Raw genomic sequence first — 19,398 nt, 5'->3', positions numbered from 1 at the left:
TTGTATAGTTTTTTTAGGTTTTTTATTGTTGAATTATTAATGCGATGGCGAAAACCGCTATACCTTCTTTTCTTCCGATAAAACCCATTTTTTCAGAAGTAGTTGCTTTAATAGAAATATTTTCTTTGTCGGTTTGTATAATTTCAGCAAGACATATCTTCATTTGAGGGATAAATGGATTGAGCTTGGGCTGTTCAGAACAAATAGTAACATCTAAATTATTTAATTCGTATTTTTGGGAGTGAATGATATCCATTGTTTGTTTTAATAAAATTTTGCTATCAATATTTTTAAATTTTTCTTCCGTATCAGGAAAAATTGTTCCAATATTTCCTATATTAGCAGCTCCTAATAAGGCATCACAAATAGCATGAATGAGTGCGTCGGCATCTGAATGCCCCTTTAACCCCTTTTTATAAGGTATTAATATTCCACCTAACCATAATCCGTAGTTGGCCACAAATTGGTGCACATCATAACCAAACCCAACACGTACTCTCATGTTTTTCAATTTTATCAAATTTTTAATTCTAGGGGTATTTTTACCATTATTTTACATAAAAGTCAAGAAATTTTTCATTGTTAATATATCCATGTAGATGATCATTGACGTTTAACCTTCCAATACCTTCTGGTGTACCTGTAAAGATTAAATCACCAACTTTGATCGTAATAAATCGACTTACGTATTCTATGATTTCATCTATTTTAAATACCATATTTGATGTATTTCCTTTTTGAACTGTGTTATTATTAATGTTTAAATGAAATGGCAACTGATTTATATCGCATTTTAATTTTTCTATTTTTATAAATGTACCTACTACTGCTGAATTATCGAAAGATTTACAAAGTTCCCATGGAAATCCATATTTTTTAAATCGTTTTTGCAAATCTTTTGCTGTCATATCTATCCCAATCGTAATCTCTTCAAAATATCGATGAGCAAATTGACGATCTATGTTTTTTCCCAAACGATTAATCCGTATTACAATTTCTGCTTCGTATTGAATTTCTGACGAAAAATCAGGAATGTAAAAAGGTTTTCCATCTTTCAATAAAGAAACATCAGATTTCATAAAAATAATGGGTTCTTTTACTATAAACTTATCATAAGTTATCTCATTATTGTAAGAAGCATAATTCAAAGCTACACAAATAATTTTCATAGATGTTTGTAATTATTTCTAAATAAATACTAATTTTTATTTTAAAGTAATTTATCCTTTTCTTCTATTTGTTTTGTAATTATTTTTCTTGATTATTTTCACGAATTACTAAAATTGAAATGACTGTGCTAATTTTCTTAGAACTACTTCAAATTTATATAAATACCTCTCACTACTCGTAGTATAACTATCTATTGTAAATTATATCTATTTCTTCTATTTTATTTATAAAAAGTCACTTTAGCTTGCAAAACAAATAATACTGATATTATTTGTTTTAAACAAATCTTTTCTACCTAATTTTATCTACTTGCCAAATATAAAAAGTTGTTTTGATTACTTAACATTTTATTTTTTTATCAAAATTTTACATTAACCTTCCTAATAAGGAGAAATTTAAAATAAATCTGCATTGTATATAACCACAATACAAATCAAATATGAAAATTATTTAATAGTTCGTATAACTACAATCACTTTTTAAGAGTTATTATAGGCAAATAAAATAGAAAAGTCTAAAAAGACTTGTTTCTTAGATTTAACGTACTCTTTTCAGTATCAATCTATATGGTACTCCAATAAGATCAATAGTTTGAATCTCTAATTATTTTATTAAATCGTAAAGTATTAATTGTTGTTTAGAGACTGCTTACTTATTTATTCAAAATCTAACGTTTTCTTATTTGTGCTTAATCAATGCTTTTTTTATTTAATAATATATATTCAAAAATTAAGGTTCAAGAAACCACTGCTATTTCTTTTCTTATATTATTTAAGAAACACATACTAATTAGTTTCACTTTATATAATCAAGAACTCCTTATTCTTTCTTTTATAAGAATTAGCTAAACCTTTTAAAAAATTCTAACTTATTGGTGATAAGTTAATTATTTTTTATATAAATGATGATATCAAATTTATTGCTATCAGTTCTGTATTAATTAGCTAGATCTATAATAACAAGCCATGAACTAAAGATAAGAAAATGAGGAGTAAAGACCTACATCTGTTACAAATATCATTAAACTTTTCAAAGGTCAGTGTATACTTTGTAACACACATCATTGGTGTTTGTTTATTAAAATTTTTGATTTTAAATTTGGTGTGCTATGTGAGTCTAATTTTTCAAACTTGATTGGGATGCTTACTATAATGAGATTATAGCAACAAATTACATAGAAAATATAAGCTTTGAGCTTAAAAAAAAGCATGAGTCTATCTAAAATATGTTTAGTATCTTAATTAAGATATAGATATATATAACAAAATATGCTATTAACCAACTAAAAAAAATTAACATTAATTATTACTATTGAGTAAGAGTAGTAAGTAAATACACATACAGTAAAAGCTATTACTACATTAGTAATAATCCAAAAAGAGCACTGGGAACATTGAGTATGATTTCTATCATACATATATGATAACTATTACTGATACCCATTAACTCTATAATAGGGTTGATAACCCTAATAATTTGATATATAAATACGAATTTAAAATAAATTGTAGTATTAGAAAAGGAAGAAAAGGCTTTTATTAGCTAATACTTAGGTTTTCCTATATAATATTTATAACTTTAAATTAAACTAATAATTTGTATTATTCTTTGTTTCCTGGATGCTATAGCTCTATTTTTGAAACTTTGGCTAGCACATCAGACAACTTAGGAATTGAAACCTATGTTGTAGGGGGAGTTGTTCGCGATGGGTTTCTTTACCGTTCATCTAAAGATATTGATGTTGTATGCGTAGGAGATGGTATCCTATTAGCCAGAGAAGTCTCTAAGCGTTTAGAAGGGAGCAGTTTTGCTATTTTTAAGAATTATGGTACAGCTCAATTAAGATATAAAGATATAAAGATAGAATTCGTAGGATCCAGAAGAGAATCTTATTGTTGGAATTCTCGAAATCCAATAGTAAAAGAAGGAACCTTAGAAGATGATATGAATCGTAGAGATTTTACGATTAATACGTTAGCAGTATGTATGAATCATAATCGTTTAGGAAAATTAATAGATTTTTTTGATGGATTAACTGATTTAAAGAACTGTATTATTAGGACACCTTGTAACCCAAATGTTACTTTTTCAGATGACCCTTTACGGATGTTACGAGCAATTCGTTTTGCCTCGCAATTAGGGTTTTTTATAGAATCTAAAACATTTGAAGCTATAAGCAATAATTGTAATCGGATAGCTATTGTTTCAAGAGAACGAGTGGTTAATGAATTAAATAAAATAATTCTTTCCCCTCGTCCTTCAATAGGTTTTGAACTTTTAGAGAAAACAGGATTATTACGTCTTATTCTTCCTGAACTTACTGATCTTAAAGGGACAGAAACCAAAGAAGGTGTGGGACATAAAGATAATTTTTATCATACGCTAGTAGTTGTTGATAATCTTTCTAGAAAGAGTAGTAAATTATGGTTACGCTGGGCAGCTTTGCTTCATGATATAGGTAAGCCTTTTGTCAAACGATTTAATAGACGATTGGGTTGGACTTTTCATGGGCATGAACGTAAAAGTGCAAGTATGTTAAAGGAAATTTTTGTACGTATGAGAATACCAATGAATGATAATCTTCGGTATATAGAAAAAATAGTTTCCTTGCATATGCGGCCTATCGCATTGTCGAATAATGAAGTGACAGATTCTGCTATTCGTCGTTTGTTATTTGAGACAGGTGATGATATTGACGATTTGATGTTACTTTGTGAAGCTGATATTACTTCTAAAAATATTGAAAAAGTAAAAATTTTTTTTTATAACTTTCAGTTAGTAAGAAATAAATTGAAAGATGTAGAAAAAAGAGATAGAGTGAAGAATTTTCGATTTCCGATAAATGGATTGGAAATTATGAGAATGTTTTCTTTACCTGAGGGAAAAAAAATAGGAGAATTAAAATCAGTAGTAAAGGAAGCTATACTAGATGGGAAAATCCCTAACGAATACGAAGCCGCACGTAATTATTTAATCGATTTGTTCAAAACAAAGTAAAACAAAATGAAAATATTTATATTTTTACATTTATAAGTAGTATTTTCATCAAAAAAGCTTCTAATTTATTTGATTGTTAATTATTAGAATTCCTGAAAGTTTATTATTCCATTTTATAACTTTGATCATAAGCGGTTCTTAGTTTATCCGTAATAAAAATAGCATACCTATTATTTTGGAATCGGCACAACTTCTTAATGAAGTTTTTATTATTTACTCTAACCAATAATACCATTACATCAATAATACTTTAATAGTTGCAGTTAATCAATTTTTAGTCATAGTATATATTTTTTTGGGAAAAATCGTACAGGTGAAAAGTAAATAAAAATGAGAAAAACAATATTTATACAAGCGTGTTTTTAGTATCATACACTCAGATAAATTAAGTTCCGCGTTTCCTACAATAAAACTGACATTTTCTTGTTAGTAATAGGGCGCTTTTTAATTTTTTGTAAACAGTTGAAAATAAAAACAAATATCTCTTCTTTTCTAATACTATGAAGTAATGATAGGAAGGGTGAGAGGGAGATTTAGGAAAATAATGTTGGGTGTTTTTAATCCTTACATAGAACTGTAGTGTAATACAAAAAGTAAAATTTACAAAATTCAGTAGATAAGATTAATGTTTTTAAATTCTTTAAAACTGAGATATAGTTTTTATATTACACCAGTCAATTTTATACAATTGACTAAAAAAATAAGAATTTGAACATTCGAACGATATTAAAAAGTAAACCTGAAGATAGTAATTTTTGAGTTTATACCAAAAATTTTCATTAGATACTATCTCTTCTCATATGCTAACGAACATCTCTATAAATTCTCTGACCTAATTGATTAGAGAAGTTTCTACAAATAGGTCTACAAAGATGCAATCTTTGTGATAAAAGCTAAAATTACTACTTCATTGATTATTTGTTCATTCTTTCTTTATCTATAATAAATTCTTTCATCATTCTGTTCCCTGTCCGTTTTTATCCGACAACGAATGTGCGCTTCGCTAATCATTTTACGGATATGATTTATTGATTTTTTTGTTGGTTTTTCTCTTAAAAATGATTCTACATGACGTCGTTTCTTGTCTTCAAAGATATCATGAATGTCTATCAATATCCCAGTTTCTTCTACATTACCAAATTTTTTGTTTAAAACTGTTCCAAAAACAAGCATACTTGGCGATAAATTCATATAAGCATTTATTATAGGAGGAATGTTTATTCCATACTTTCTTACTGCTAAAGAAAGTATTTTATAATCTTCTTTATAAATATTTTTATTAAAAAGATTTTCTAATGCTTGATAGTCTATATGGACTTTTAAAGTATAAATAGGAGTAACTAAATTTTCTTTGTCTTTAAAATATTTGTTAAGAAAGAAAAGAATTGTATTGCGTGCCTCTTTGTTATAAGTTTTATACATTGTCACTTTTCCGAAAAAAAAACGAAGGTGAGGATCTATTACAGACAACGCACCTAAACCATCCCAAAGATTATCTAATGCAAAAAGTCCTTTTGTTCCGATTCTACTAGCTTGATAATTTAAAGATACAAACGATCGTCCTAACTCTACCATTTGTGGCAAATAAATATTCTTAAACTTTTGAGAAAAATAAAACAAACTGCTTGTAGCAATATTATTTGGCTGACCATTATTTCCAAAAGAAATTTCATTTCCACATCGGAATCGATATCCTCCAAGTATCTCTTCATCTTCAGGACTCCAAACAACCAACTGGCGATACGGTATTTTCATTGTATCAAATTCATCTATATCCACTGATTTCCCTGTTCCACCACCATAATACCGAAAAGCTTCTTCTCTCAAACGACCTATTTCTCTCATCAAATGAGGAGCATTATGAGCAGTAAATATATATATTTCATTGCTCGATTTATTGGTTTTCCTAAAAAGTTTTTCTTCCGTTAGTTCAGATTTAATTGAAATACGGTCAATTTTAGGTATTATTTTTTCCATAAAAAATAAAATTTATTGCTTATTATTCATTTTTCATAAGATAAACTTTATTTTTCACTTCATTTGCCCATTGTGAAACTGTTCTAGATGAATCAAATATCTTCCATGGAATAGATTTCCCAAAATGAATAGTAAATTTACTTCCGAATGCCTTAAACATCTCACTAGACAAAAATAGCATTTCCAAATTGAACTTTATACCTAATCGTTTCCGAATATCAGCAATAACATAAAACAAAAAAGAATTAGCAGCTTCGAAATATACTGGAACAACATTTCTACAATATTCAATTGCTTTTGAAACAAACATTTTCTTCCATTCAAGGTCTTTAATTTTTCCTTTAATTTTTCTTGAACAGACTCCTGCTGGAAATATAATGATTTGATTATTAGAAATAAATACTTCATTCAAATAATTAACCGAATTTCTATTTTGTCTCCCACACATGTTGACAGGAACAAAAATACTTTGTAACGGCTCTATAAAATAGAGAACATCATTGACTAGGCATCTAATATTTCCGTTATATTGCTTTCCAAGTATAGTAGATAGACAAATCCCATCCAATCCACCCAACGGATGATTAGATACAAAAATACACTTTTCATCATTTACAGGTAGATTCTCTATTCCTTTTAAATAAAAAGTAACGCGACTATTTCTAATAATATTTTCCATAAACTCTATACCTATAAAACCAGCATTTAGCTGAAAATATTCATTTAGTTTATTTTGACAAACAAGTCGGGCTAACCATTTAATGACAAATGTTGGCATTTTTATATACAAATCAGGATATTTTCTCAAAAAAAATTCCCAAATGTCTATCTGAAAAGCCTTCATCATATTTTACTTACTTAATAAAAGTAATAATCTAATATAAAAACAAACCAATAATACCTGCAAATAAAATCAATAAAATAGGATGTAATTTCCAAAATAAAGTCAAAAAAAAAGCTATAATAAAAAAAATATAACTTTTATAATCGATAAAATTCTCTTTGTTTATCAACATAAGAGTTGTTGTTGCAATTAATCCAACCATAGTAGGACGTAGCACTTTAAAAATACTATCAATGTAACGATTGGAACGGAAACGTTGATAATTCCTAGCAATCAGAATGATAATTATAAAAGATGGTAAACAAATAGACAAAGTGGCAATAATACTGCCCAAAGCACTACCAACAATTGTATAACCCGTATATGTAGCTAAATTAATAGATATCGGTCCTGGTGTCATCTGAGAAACTGCTACAATAGAAGTAAATTCACTAACACTTAGCCATCTATATTCTTTCACTATTATATGTTGTATATAAGACAAAATAGCATAGCCTCCTCCAAATCCAAAAAGACCAATTTTAAAAAAAGTATAAAACAATTGCCAATAAATCATTTCTATTGTATGCATTTCACAATAAAGGCAATCTATTATTATGATTGCCTTTATTGTAATTATCTTCTCAAAATCTATATTCCATATATTTGAGATGCTAAACGCTTATAGCTATTTAATCGCCACTTAGCATTAGCTTGTGTTATGAAAAATAATTCTTGAGCCTTTTTAGGATGTTGTTTCATTAAAGAAGAAAATCGGATTTCATTTTTCAAAAAATCCTGAAATTTACTCCAATCTGGTTCTTTAGAATCTAATTGAAAGGGATTTTTTCCTTCAGCTTCCAAACATGGATTAAAACGCCATAGATGCCAATAACCACATTCAACAGCTAATTTTTGTTCTTCTTGAGCTTTCCCCATCCCTTTTTTTAAACCATGATTAATACAAGGTGCATAAGCAATTATCAATGAAGGACCATTATAAGATTCTGCTTCACGAATAGCCTTTAGAGTTTGCATCTGATTAGCTCCCATTGCTATTTGAGCCACATAAACATACCCATAAGTCGTAGCAATCATACCCAAATCCTTTTTACGAGTACGTTTTCCTGAAGAAGCAAACTTGGCTACTGCACCAACAGGAGTAGATTTAGACGATTGCCCACCAGTATTAGAATATACCTCAGTATCCAAAACAAGAATATTTATATCTTGCCCAGAAGCGATCACATGATCTAATCCACCAAAACCGATATCATATCCCCAGCCATCACCACCTATGACCCATTGCGAACGTTTTACAAAATAGTGTGATAATCCAAATAGTTTTTTACAAATATCATCAACACCACTTTTTATCAGTGGTATCAATTTTGTAGCTACTTTACGTGTTTTTTCATAATCATTGCGATTATCAATCCATTCACGAAATAATTTTTTTTGTTCTTCTGAACAATGAGGAGAAGATAATCCTTCTATCATCAATCGTTCTACACGTCCACGCATTTTTTCAGTACCAATATTCATACCCAATCCATACTCAGCATTATCTTCAAACAAAGAATTTGCCCATGCAGGACCATGTCCCTCTTCATTTTTGGTATAAGGCGTTGAAGGAGCAGAACCTGAATATATAGAAGAACAGCCTGTAGCATTGGCTATCATTTGGTGGTCACCGAATAATTGAGAAATTAACTTTACATAAGGCGTTTCCCCACAACCAGAACAAGCTCCAGAAAATTCAAATAAAGGGGTAGCAAATTGTGAATTTCTTACATTCAACGAAATATCTACCAAGTGTTGCTTAGTTTTTACTTTTTCTATGCAAAAATTCCAATTAGCCTGATTAGTATATTCATTTTCAATTGGAGACATTTTCAAAGCCTTTCCATGTTTGTTCCCAGGACAGACATCAAAACAATTGCCACATCCTAAACAGTCCAGTACATTAACTTGAATTCGAAAATTCATTCCTTCAAATTGTTTTCCTATAGATTTTAATGTATTCAAGTTAACTGGAGCTTTAGCTTGTTCACTATCATTTAATACAAATGGACGAATAGATGCATGAGGGCAAACATATGCACACTGGTTACACTGAATACAATTATTCGAAATCCAAACAGGAACATGAGTTGCTACACCTCGTTTTTCGTAAGCAGAAGTCCCTTGTTCCCAAGTACCATCCTCATAACCACAAAAAGCAGAAACTGGAAGATCATCTCCTTTTTGTGCATTAACAGGATAGACAATCTTAGTGACAAAATTAGGAACATTTTCTTTTATTTTTTCAGTTTTCAACTGAATATTTTCCCATTCTACCGGCACTTCAATTTTCACTACATCACCTCCTCGATCAACCGCCGCGTAATTCATATTTATAACATCTTCACCCTTCTTTCCATACGACTTTACAATAAATTTTTTCATTTGTTCTATTGCTAAATTGTAAGGAATAACTCCTGTTATTTTAAAAAATGCCGATTGGAGAATTGTGTTAGTACGATTCCCTAATCCAATTTCATGAGCGATATTAGTTGCATCGATAATGTAGAAATTAATATGATTAATAGCTAAATATTTTTTTACATTATCTGGAAGATTTTTTTTTACTTGTTTTTCATTCCAAACCGTATTCAAAAGGAAAGTCCCATTTTTTTTTAAACCTTTAGTTACGTCATATAAACGAAGATACGCTTGAACATGGCAAGCCACAAAGTCAGGCGTATTTACCAAATAGGTAGAACGAATGGGGTTATCTCCAAAACGGATATGAGAAGAAGTAAAACCTCCAGATTTTTTAGAATCATAAGCAAAATATGCTTGACAATATTTATTTGTGTTGTCGCCAATAATCTTAATGGAATTTTTGTTAGCACCTACTGTACCGTCTGCTCCTAACCCATAAAATTTAGCTTCAAAAGAACCACGTTCAAAAGCTAACTCTTTCTTCTTTGGAAGAGATGTAAAAGTAACATCATCTACAATACCAACAGTAAAATTATTCTTTGGGTTAGATAAAAACAAATTTTCATAAATGGCAAGAATACAAGATGGAGTCGTATCTTTTGAAGACAAACCATAACGTCCACCTACAATCAAAGGATATTTCTTTAAAGCATAAAAACAACTCTTTACATCCAAATAAAGCGGTTCTCCAACAGCTCCTGGCTCTTTAGTACGGTCAATAACAGCTATACGTTTAGCTGTTTTAGGAACAGTTGCAAAAAAATGTTTTGAAGAAAACGGACGATACAAATGAACAGATACCAAACCCACTTTCTTACCCTTATTAGTCAAATAATCAACCGTTTCTTTAATAGTTTCGGTAACTGACCCCATAGCAATAATTACGTATTCAGCATCTAGTGACCCGTAATAATCAAATAAGCTGTATTTACGCCCTACTATAGCAGAAAGTTGGTTTGTATAATTTTCTACAATGTCTATTACTCTATTGTAATATACATTACAAGCTTCACGAGCTTGAAAATAAATATCCGAATTTTGTGCCATACCACGAGCTACCGGATCATCCGGATTTAATGCTCGTTTACGAAATGCTTCCAAGGCCTTTTGATCAACCAGCGAAACTAAATCCTCATCATTCAATTGTTCTATCTTCTGAATTTCATGAGAAGTACGAAACCCATCAAAAAAATGTACGAAAGGGATACGGGAACTAATTGCTGCCAAATGAGCCACTGCTGACAAATCCATTATTTCTTGTACTGATCCAGTAGCAAACATAGCACACCCCGTTTGTCGAATAGCCATTACGTCTTGATGGTCACCAAAAATAGACAAAGCATGCGAAGCCAAAGCGCGAGCTGAAACGTGATAGACCCCTGGCAATAATTCCCCCGCCACCTTATACATATTAGGAATCATCAACAACAAACCCTGAGAAGCCGTAAATGTAGTAGATAATACCCCCGCTTGTAATGCTCCATGCATGGCACCAGCAGCACCAGCTTCTGATTGCATTTCATCCACACGAACAACTTCTCCAAAAATATTTTTTCTATCTAAAGTTGCCCATTCATCAATATACTCTGCCATAGTAGAAGAGGGAGTAATAGGATAAACTGATGCAACTTCACTGAACATATAAGCAATATGAGCTGCTGCTTGATTACCATCACAAGTCAAAAAAATTTTCTTCTTAGACATAATTAATTATCTGAAATCATGAAATATATTCGTTCCACTCTTTGTTAAAGGTAAAGATATATTTTCAAATAGCAAAGGATTGAAGTAAACTGATTCTGAAATCTCACTTTCGTTATGATATCTGTCGTAAGAAGTAACAGCATAATAACATCCTCCTATGCAAAAACTATCTATTGGAATAGATAATTTATAATTTGTAATTCGGGTAGCAATTAAATTTCTGGAATCATTAATATCTATATATTCATTTTTCGAACGATATACATTGTAAAATACATTTTCTTTTTTAGGACAATTAGCAGATTTCCAATCTAATAATAAGTTAGAAGTATCAACCGTTAATCGTAAGTATTTTGGAGGAATAGGTCTAATTACATTTAGCCATATTAAAGGTGGAAGTAAAGCGGGATAATTATAAAAATTATTTTTGATTTCATCCATAATTCCTTTTTTGTTATCAATTAAAAAACTCGATCGAAAAAAAGCATTCCCTTTTGTATTACATTTGCGAGAACATTGAATTTGTTTCGTTATCATATGTACATCCCAATTAAAATCTTTTTCATCAATTCGGTAAACTCCTAATCCAGGAACCACGAAACGTCCATAACTCCTTAAAATCCAATCTTGAATAAATGAACAAAACAAATTATCAGAATAAGAATAATACATCATGGGAACAATAAAATCATGTTTCCCCATCCGAACCCATTGTTCCACATCTTGACATACTTCATAAGCACTCCAATGTTTTTCTTTATTGCCAGATATTTGAATATATATACTTGCTACTGCACTACTTACTTGCACCCAAGGTTTTTTACTTTTTACTGTATTATATAATTTACTTACAAATCGATTAATGTTATTTTTTCTCCATTCAATTTTATTTTCTCCTTTACCATAACGTTTATAAGTAACATCATCAGGAAATTCTGTGGATTGCTCAGGATAACGAATATAATCCATGTGAATGCCATCAATATCATACTTTGCTACTATTTCTCTTACAATAGAGAGAAGATATTTACTTGTTTCAAAATCACCCGGATCTAAATAAGTTAACCCTTTATATGTTTTTGTTCGCAATTTATTCCGCTTTATAGCATGAGAACAATTGATTCCTTCTTCAATTCCTGACTTTCCTAAAAGATATGTTACTAACCAAGCATGACATTCTAATCCTAACTTATGGCATTCTTCAATAAGAAAAGACAATGGGTCATATATTTCTTCACATTCCATATTTTTTATAAAAGGACTTATTGGTTCTATTTTAGACTCATAGACAACATCTCCCCGTATGCGGGTTTGAAAAAAAATCATATTAAAATTGGCTTTTTTCAAGCAATACAAAATATTCTTCAATTCTTCTTTTTGTTTATCAATATCATCAAACGTTTTAAATGGTTTTGTAGGCCAATCCATTGCATTATTTGTTGCTATCCAAACAGCACGAATTTCATTTTTTGGTATTTGTGCTGTAATTTTTACAGTCAAAAAAAAGAAATAAAAAAAAAATAGAATAATCTGTCTCATAATTAAATACAAATTTATGCATTAATGATATAAACTCAGCAAAAATATATTTTTACACATTGAAAGAGTTGTTGGTAGAATTGGTTATACTTTTGAGATAATCACAAAATTTATAAAAATTAAAATTTTTTATATTCTCCGCTAATTGTAACTTTGTATTGCGTAATATCTTTTTCGGTATTATGTAATTCTTTTGATGAATCTTAAGTTTATGCTATCTTTCATTACATGGGAAATAAATCCTGTTATCTTTACTCTCCCGATTATTGGAAGAGAGGTTCGATGGTATGGTATTTCCTTCGCAACAGGATTTGCACTAGGTACATGGATTGTTCAAAAAATTTGGAGACAAGAAAAATTAAACGTAGTATGGTTTGATAAATTATTCCTTTATGTGGTAATTTCTACCATTATAGGTGCCCGGTTAGGACACTGTTTATTTTACAATCCAAATCATTATTTATCTCATCCTTTTGAGATAATTAAAATTTGGGAAGGGGGATTATCTAGTCACGGAGGAACTATTGGAATCATTATTGCAATTTGGATTTATTCAAAAAAAATAACCCACAAAAGTATATTGTGGACATTTGATAGGTTAGTAATTCCTGTTGGTTTTGTAGCTGCATTGATTCGTTTAGGGAACTTAATGAATCATGAAATATATGGTTATCCAACAAATGTACCTTGGGCATTTCGATTTATAAAAAAAAATCCTGTACAAGATATAAATCCTATCTTTACTCCCCCTTCTCATCCAACTCAACTTTATGAAGCATTTTTTTATGTACTTATTGCCTACGTTTGCCTTTGGATGTATTGGAAAAGAGGATGTCATAAATATCCAGGACTCATTTTCGGTACATTTTTGGTAGGTATTTTTATTCCTCGTTTTTTTATTGAATTTTACAAAATTGTACAGGAACCATTTGAAGAAAATATGCTATTAAATATGGGTCAATTGTTAAGTATTCCATTCATTATCACGGGAATATGGTTTATATATAAAGGATTAAAACTAAAAAACAAAAAATCTATGAAGTTATGAAGTATGAACAATTGATAACTAATCAATATTGCTAACGTAGCAAATTTTCTACAAGAGAATACCAGACACCTAAGCAAATGATAATTCAACTATACTTATTTGTCGTTCACATTTTTATATTATTTTTTTCGAAAAATTATTGTTCAAAACAAAAAACACAGTTAATGAAAGTATGTATCATATCTTTAAATTATGTATCCACATTTTTTCATTACCCTTTATTTTTTATACTTACCTATTCGATGAGTTCCTTTTTTTATGAAAATTAAACTTACTAAGTTAAATTGTAAACGGTGAAATAACTCTTCATTATGTAAAAAACAATTCATTTAAAATCTGCAATTATACATTTTTTGTAGACCTACAAAAAATGAACAAACCTTTAATTCAAAAATCACATATAATGGATAATCATTAATTTTTAACTTAACTATAGTCCATCATCTATTCGGGGTAATAAGGTGAGGAACAATATTTTTAGAATTTTTTAACAAAAACTGACCATTTTCATTTTGAACACGTATTTTAAAACAATATAATTGACAAAACTGCTATTTTACTCATTTCAGACTTTAATTAAGAGAGTATTTATATCATTTAGCTGGTTTAATAATTTTTTATTTTTCCGGTACAATACTCTAAATAAAATAAAACCTAATCATCCTTTAAATTTACCTTTCTCTATAAAAAACTACAATTTTTTATCGATGAGAACATACTTTAATAAGTAATTCAAGTGTAGTCATAATAGCGTAAATTGGATAAGTATTGTCGTAAATTACGAAGAAAACAGAATCCTAAAAATTAGGTATATTGACTTGCTTTTTCTTGTATCAATAAATTGATATCACAGTTTAATATAAAGTTATGCAAATAGTAATGGGGATGGGAATGATATAAATTTTATTTCTTTCAAATTTAAAGACTTTTAACTTCTTTGTGTCATCCAATCAAAATGATTTATTAAGTAGCATTCTGTAATTTACTTTTAGTAATATTAATAATTCCTCGAAAACATAAATTTTTTAATAATTTAAGCAACAATGTATCATTCCCTCTTTTATGATTTTTTTAAAAAAATATTCCCCATAATCTAAATCTATAAAGTAGTATACCAAGAAAAAACAAATTATAACAGCAACTAAATATAAACACTACTTAGAAAATTATAAACATCTAAATTTTACAGAGCTCTTAGATTATCAATCTATTAAATAGATATTTTAAAAGCATTACAAGGAACTTTTTATTTATCATTGAAATTATATACCTTCGTATGTATATAACCTAATTAAAATTAGTATGAATGTTAATTTATATATAGCATTATGAGCTTAAAAATCATTGTATTAGCAAAGCAAGTACCTGACACTCGTAATATAGGAAAAGATGCAATGAAAAATGACGGTACAGTTAATCGTTCTGTCTTACCGGCCATCTTCAATCCAGAAGATTTAAACGCTCTAGAGCAAGCACTTTGTTTAAAAGAACAACATTTTGGTTCCGTAATAACTTTATTAACAATGGGACCTCCTCGTGCAGCTGAAATTATTCGAGAAGGTCTGTTTAGAGGAGCTGATAATGGTTATCTTCTTACTGATCGTGTCTTTGCCGGTGCAGATACACTAGCTACCAGCTATGCTTTACATATGGCCATCAAAAAAATAGGCAGTTTTGATATAATTATATCTGGTCGTCAAGCAATAGACGGGGATACAGCACAAGTAGGTCCCCAAGTAGCTGAAAAATTGAACATTCCACAAATCACTTATGCTGAAGAAATTCAATCAATTAAAAATAAAAAAATCGTTGTAAAACGTCGTCTAGAACATGGAATAGAAATAGTAGAAGGAGAACTACCCATATTGGTAACTGTTAATAACTCTGCTCCTGAATGTCGTCCAAAAAATGCACGACTGATTCAGAAATACAAATATGCAAAAACTCCTTCTGAAAAAGGAACAGAAAACAAACTCTATACCGATTTATATGAATCTCGTCCTTATCTTAATTTAATTGAATGGAGTGCTTCTAACATAGAAGCTGATAATAAACAGTGCGGACTTCACGGATCACCTACAAAAGTAAAAAAAATAGAAAATGTTGTTTTTCAAGTGAAAGAGAGCAAAGTATTTAATTCTTCCGATACACAAATAGAAGAATTAATAATAGAGTTAATTACCAATCATACAATCGGATAATTTATGAATAATTTATTTGTATATCTTGAAATAGAAAATAATAAAATAGGAGATGTTAGTTTGGAATTACTTACAAAAGGTCGTTCATTAGCAAATCAATTAAAATGTCAATTAGAAGCTGTTGCCATTGGCAATCAATTAAATAAAATTGGAGAACAAGTGTTCCCATATGGCGTAGATATACTACATACTTTCGATGATACTTGCCTATACCCTTATACATCTCTGCCTCATACTTCCATACTAGTTAGACTTTTTAAAGAAAAAAAACCACAAATAGTCTTAATTGGAGCTACAAGTATTGGTAGAGATCTAGGACCTCGTATTTCTTCAGCTTTGTTTAGCGGCTTAACAGCCGACTGTACATCCTTAAAAATTGGTGACTATGAAGAAAAAAAAGGAAGCAAAGCATATACTAATCTTTTATACCAAATTCGTCCAGCTTTTGGAGGAAATATTGTAGCAACTATTGTTAATCCAGATAATCGACCACAAATGGCAACTGTTCGAGAAGGTGTAATGAAGAAAGAAATTTACAACGCTAATTATAAAGGTAAAATTATTATACATGAAGTTAGCAAATATGTTTCCAATTCTGATTTTATAGTGAAAATTATTAGACGACATATTGAATCTTCAAAAGTGAATATTAAAAGTGCTTCTATCATCATTGCTGGTGGTTATGGGATTGGATCGAAAGAAAATTTTGGATTACTCTATGATTTAGCAAGAACTATTGGAGCCGAAATTGGAGCCTCAAGAGCTGCAGTGGATGCTGGTTTTGTTGAAAACGAACGACAAATCGGGCAAACTGGAATTACTGTTCGTCCTAAATTATATATTGCCTGCGGAATTTCTGGACAAGTTCAACACATTGCTGGTATGCAAGGCTCTTCCATGATTATTGCTATTAACAATGATCCAAACGCACCTATTAACGCCATTGCTGATTATGTGATTACAGGAAATTTTGAAACTATTGTTCCAAAAATGATTAAATATTACAAAAAGAATAGTGAATAGACTGTAAATTGTGGTAGAAAACTAATTTGATGACATCAAAAAAAGCATACACGATACATATATCACAAAAAAAACTAAGAGTTAAATAATAAAATTATGGCAAATTTTTATTTAGACAATCCTTCTTTAAAACATCATCTTTATCATCCTTTGATGAAACGTATCGCCAAATTAAAAGAACGAAATTACACAGATAAAGATCAATTTGACTATGCTCCAGTTGATTTTGAAGATGCAATAGATAGTTATGAGAAGGTAATGGAAATTGCAGGGGAAGTAATTGGTAATGTCATTGCTCTCAATGCAGAAGATGTCGATCATTTAGATTGTAAGGTAGAAAATAATCGTGTACAATATTCTCCTGGTACAATACAAAACTTACAAATAACCACTCAAGCTGGTTTAATGGGACTTTCAATGCCACGTCGCTTTGGTGGTTTGAATTTCCCGATGGTTACTTTTATCATGGCTTCAGATATGGTAGCTCGTGCCGATGCAGGATTCTGTAATCTCTGGTCACTACAAGACTGTATCATAACCTTATATGAATTTGGAAATGAACAACAGCACAAACAATTCATTCCTCGTGTTTGTGCTGGAGAAACCTTATCTATGGATTTAACTGAGCCAGATGCTGGTTCTGATTTGCAAGCAGTAATGCTAAAAGCTACCTATGATGAAAAGGAAAAATGTTGGAGACTAAACGGAGTAAAACGGTTTATTACTAATGGGGATGCTGATATTCACCTCGTTTTAGCTCGTTCGGAAGAACAAACAAAAGACGGTCGTGGACTTTCTATGTTTATTTATGATAAACGAGATGGAGGGGTTGATATTAGAAGAATTGAAAATAAAATGGGTATTAAGGGATCACCTACTTGTGAATTAATTTATAAAAATGCTAAAGTACAACTGTGTGGAGAACGTAAATATGGCTTAATTAAGTACGTAATGTCCCTAATGAATGGTGCTCGTTTGGGTATTATGGCTCAAGCAACTGGACTTTCGGAAGCTGCCTATCGTGAAGCAGTGGCGTACGCACGAGAAAGAAAACAATTTGGAAAAACCATTATTGAATTTCCAGCAGTTTATGAATTGATTGCTAACATTAAGGCAAAGTTAGATGCTTCTCGTTCTATTCTTTATGAAACTGCTCGTTTCGTAGATATATATAAAATACTGGAAGAAATTTCCAAAGAACGTCAACTAAATGATGAAGAAAAATCAGAATTAAAAAAATATAAAAGGTTGGCTGATGCATTCACTCCGCTCGGAAAAGCTATGAATACTGAATATGCCAATCAAAATACTTACGATTGTATACAAATTCACGGTGGATCTGGTTTTATAAAAGATTATCCTTGTGAGCGTTTATATCGTGATGCTCGCATTACTAATATATATGAAGGAACTACACAATTGCAAGTTGTAGCTGCTATCCGGCATGTGCTGACTAACACTTATCTAAATCAAATGGAAGAATATCAGGCATTGCCCTTAAGATTGGAACTAGATAGTTTAAAACAAAGATTATCTGAATTAGTAGAAATCTATAAACAATTAATTAAAAGGGTTATTTATACAAAAAATACTGAATATATTGATTTTCACTCTCGTCGTCTAGTAGAGTGTGCAGGACATATTATATTAGGTTACCTATTATTATTAGATGCTGACCGAGATTCTGTAAAGTTTACCCATTCTGCGGAAGTATATATCAATTATGGAGAAGCAGAGATAAAAAAAAATCAAAATTTTATCAATCATTTTAATACTGAAAATTTAAAATTTTATAAATAATATATTATTTTCAGAAAATTTAAATAACCCTTTGGGGGTTTGGTATATTTTTTATAGTGCTAGGATACACCCAAAATGAAATGTTTATAAAATCTATCTTTTTAAAAAAATGCTCATTCGACTTTACAAAGTTTGTTTTTTTATTTTTTAAAAAAATCATGGAAAAAAAATGCATGCAAAACAGTTCATTCTTCAACTTCAACAAGTTGCTTAATGCTTTCCAAAACAAAAATATTGAATCTATGGCCGATCTGCAAAATCAGTTTTCAAAAGTATATGAGGCATTTAATTCCAATAAATAATTTTTACAGCTACTTCTAAATCTCTTATGCAAGTGTTTAGTTTATGATTATAATTTTTGTCTCACAGATGTGAGCCTCATATATCAAGCACAATCAATTTGTCTTTTTATAAATTTCCTATTTAAGAAAAGAATATTTATATCAAAAAATACAAAGTAGCTATACATTAAATACTCTAAAAAAGATAACAAAACAAAAAACGTGAGACACAATTTTAGAAAATATGTCTTCTCTCATAATACAACTATCTTAAATTTATTTAAAAATTCATTTTTACTTTTCTACCCTGAACTATGTATTAATTGTTCAAAAATTTTGCTAGATAAA

Annotated in this window: 12 protein-coding genes; 5 read left to right on the top strand and 7 right to left on the bottom strand. The window is 29.8% G+C overall.

Annotated features, from left to right (window positions below):
• Positions 1–22: 22 nt before the first annotated feature.
• The gene (ispF, locus tag ACZ5QM_RS03530) at positions 23–502 is read right to left on the bottom strand and encodes a 2-C-methyl-D-erythritol 2,4-cyclodiphosphate synthase (protein ID WP_464182689.1); all 480 of its coding nucleotides are present in this window, start codon (positions 500–502) and stop codon (positions 23–25) included.
• Positions 503–548: 46 nt separating this feature from the next.
• On the bottom strand, positions 549–1,169 hold the full coding sequence (locus ACZ5QM_RS03525; protein WP_464182688.1) for a fumarylacetoacetate hydrolase family protein: 621 nt from the start codon (positions 1,167–1,169) through the stop codon (positions 549–551).
• A 1,645-nt stretch (positions 1,170–2,814) separates the two neighbouring features.
• Between ACZ5QM_RS03525 and ACZ5QM_RS03520 the strand changes: the two genes are divergently transcribed.
• Positions 2,815–4,167 carry a CCA tRNA nucleotidyltransferase gene (locus tag ACZ5QM_RS03520; RefSeq protein ID WP_464203007.1) on the top strand — a complete coding sequence of 451 codons (1,353 nt, stop codon included), beginning with the start codon at positions 2,815–2,817 and terminating at the stop codon, positions 4,165–4,167.
• A 933-nt stretch (positions 4,168–5,100) separates the two neighbouring features.
• Here ACZ5QM_RS03520 and ACZ5QM_RS03515 read toward each other — a convergent pair.
• The 5 genes from ACZ5QM_RS03515 to ACZ5QM_RS03495 form a co-directional block, all read right to left on the bottom strand.
• Positions 5,101–6,144: a GNAT family N-acetyltransferase gene (locus tag ACZ5QM_RS03515; RefSeq protein ID WP_464203006.1), complete on the bottom strand. Its 1,044-nt coding sequence runs from the start codon at positions 6,142–6,144 to the stop codon at positions 5,101–5,103.
• 22 nt (positions 6,145–6,166) lie between these two features.
• Positions 6,167–6,991: a 1-acyl-sn-glycerol-3-phosphate acyltransferase gene (locus tag ACZ5QM_RS03510; RefSeq protein WP_464182684.1), complete on the bottom strand. Its 825-nt coding sequence runs from the start codon at positions 6,989–6,991 to the stop codon at positions 6,167–6,169.
• 28 nt (positions 6,992–7,019) lie between these two features.
• Positions 7,020–7,544, bottom strand: coding sequence for a chromate transporter (locus ACZ5QM_RS03505; protein ID WP_464182682.1), 525 nt, complete (start codon positions 7,542–7,544; stop codon positions 7,020–7,022).
• Between the two features lie 74 nt (positions 7,545–7,618).
• Positions 7,619–11,158, bottom strand: coding sequence for a pyruvate:ferredoxin (flavodoxin) oxidoreductase (gene nifJ, locus ACZ5QM_RS03500; protein WP_464182681.1), 3,540 nt, complete (start codon positions 11,156–11,158; stop codon positions 7,619–7,621).
• Between the two features lie 6 nt (positions 11,159–11,164).
• The gene (locus tag ACZ5QM_RS03495; protein ID WP_464182680.1) at positions 11,165–12,697 is read right to left on the bottom strand and encodes a glycoside hydrolase family 10-like protein; all 1,533 of its coding nucleotides are present in this window, start codon (positions 12,695–12,697) and stop codon (positions 11,165–11,167) included.
• 211 nt (positions 12,698–12,908) lie between these two features.
• Here ACZ5QM_RS03495 and lgt point away from each other — a divergent pair, with 211 nt between their 5' ends.
• The 4 genes from lgt (at position 12,909) to ACZ5QM_RS03475 (ending at position 18,769) form a co-directional block, all read left to right on the top strand.
• Entirely contained in the window at positions 12,909–13,745 is an 837-nt protein-coding gene (lgt, locus tag ACZ5QM_RS03490) for a prolipoprotein diacylglyceryl transferase (RefSeq protein ID WP_464182678.1), read from the top strand.
• A gap of 1,328 nt (positions 13,746–15,073) precedes the next feature.
• Complete coding sequence (locus ACZ5QM_RS03485) at positions 15,074–15,946, top strand: electron transfer flavoprotein subunit beta/FixA family protein (protein ID WP_464182676.1); 873 nt, start codon at positions 15,074–15,076, stop codon at positions 15,944–15,946.
• Positions 15,947–15,949: 3 nt separating this feature from the next.
• Complete coding sequence (locus ACZ5QM_RS03480; RefSeq protein WP_464182675.1) at positions 15,950–16,969, top strand: electron transfer flavoprotein subunit alpha/FixB family protein; 1,020 nt, start codon at positions 15,950–15,952, stop codon at positions 16,967–16,969.
• Positions 16,970–17,065: 96 nt separating this feature from the next.
• Entirely contained in the window at positions 17,066–18,769 is a 1,704-nt protein-coding gene (locus ACZ5QM_RS03475; protein WP_464182674.1) for an acyl-CoA dehydrogenase family protein, read from the top strand.
• Positions 18,770–19,398 lie beyond the last annotated feature (629 nt).

The organism is Azobacteroides sp. (SeqCode), from assembly GCF_055395615.1.
Note: the sequence above shows the minus strand (reverse complement) of the source record. Positions and strands in the feature narration are given on the sequence as shown.

Coding starts and splice junctions, on each gene's coding strand:
- ispF (WP_464182689.1), bottom strand. CDS start 502: ATGAGAGTACGTGTTGGGTTTGGTTATGATGTGCACCAATTTGTGGCC.
- ACZ5QM_RS03525 (WP_464182688.1), bottom strand. CDS start 1,169: ATGAAAATTATTTGTGTAGCTTTGAATTATGCTTCTTACAATAATGAG.
- ACZ5QM_RS03515 (WP_464203006.1), bottom strand. CDS start 6,144: ATGGAAAAAATAATACCTAAAATTGACCGTATTTCAATTAAATCTGAA.
- ACZ5QM_RS03510 (WP_464182684.1), bottom strand. CDS start 6,991: ATGATGAAGGCTTTTCAGATAGACATTTGGGAATTTTTTTTGAGAAAA.
- ACZ5QM_RS03505 (WP_464182682.1), bottom strand. CDS start 7,544: ATGATTTATTGGCAATTGTTTTATACTTTTTTTAAAATTGGTCTTTTT.
- nifJ (WP_464182681.1), bottom strand. CDS start 11,158: ATGTCTAAGAAGAAAATTTTTTTGACTTGTGATGGTAATCAAGCAGCA.
- ACZ5QM_RS03495 (WP_464182680.1), bottom strand. CDS start 12,697: ATGAGACAGATTATTCTATTTTTTTTTTATTTCTTTTTTTTGACTGTA.
- lgt (WP_464182678.1), top strand. CDS start 12,909: ATGCTATCTTTCATTACATGGGAAATAAATCCTGTTATCTTTACTCTC.
- ACZ5QM_RS03485 (WP_464182676.1), top strand. CDS start 15,074: ATGAGCTTAAAAATCATTGTATTAGCAAAGCAAGTACCTGACACTCGT.
- ACZ5QM_RS03480 (WP_464182675.1), top strand. CDS start 15,950: ATGAATAATTTATTTGTATATCTTGAAATAGAAAATAATAAAATAGGA.
- ACZ5QM_RS03475 (WP_464182674.1), top strand. CDS start 17,066: ATGGCAAATTTTTATTTAGACAATCCTTCTTTAAAACATCATCTTTAT.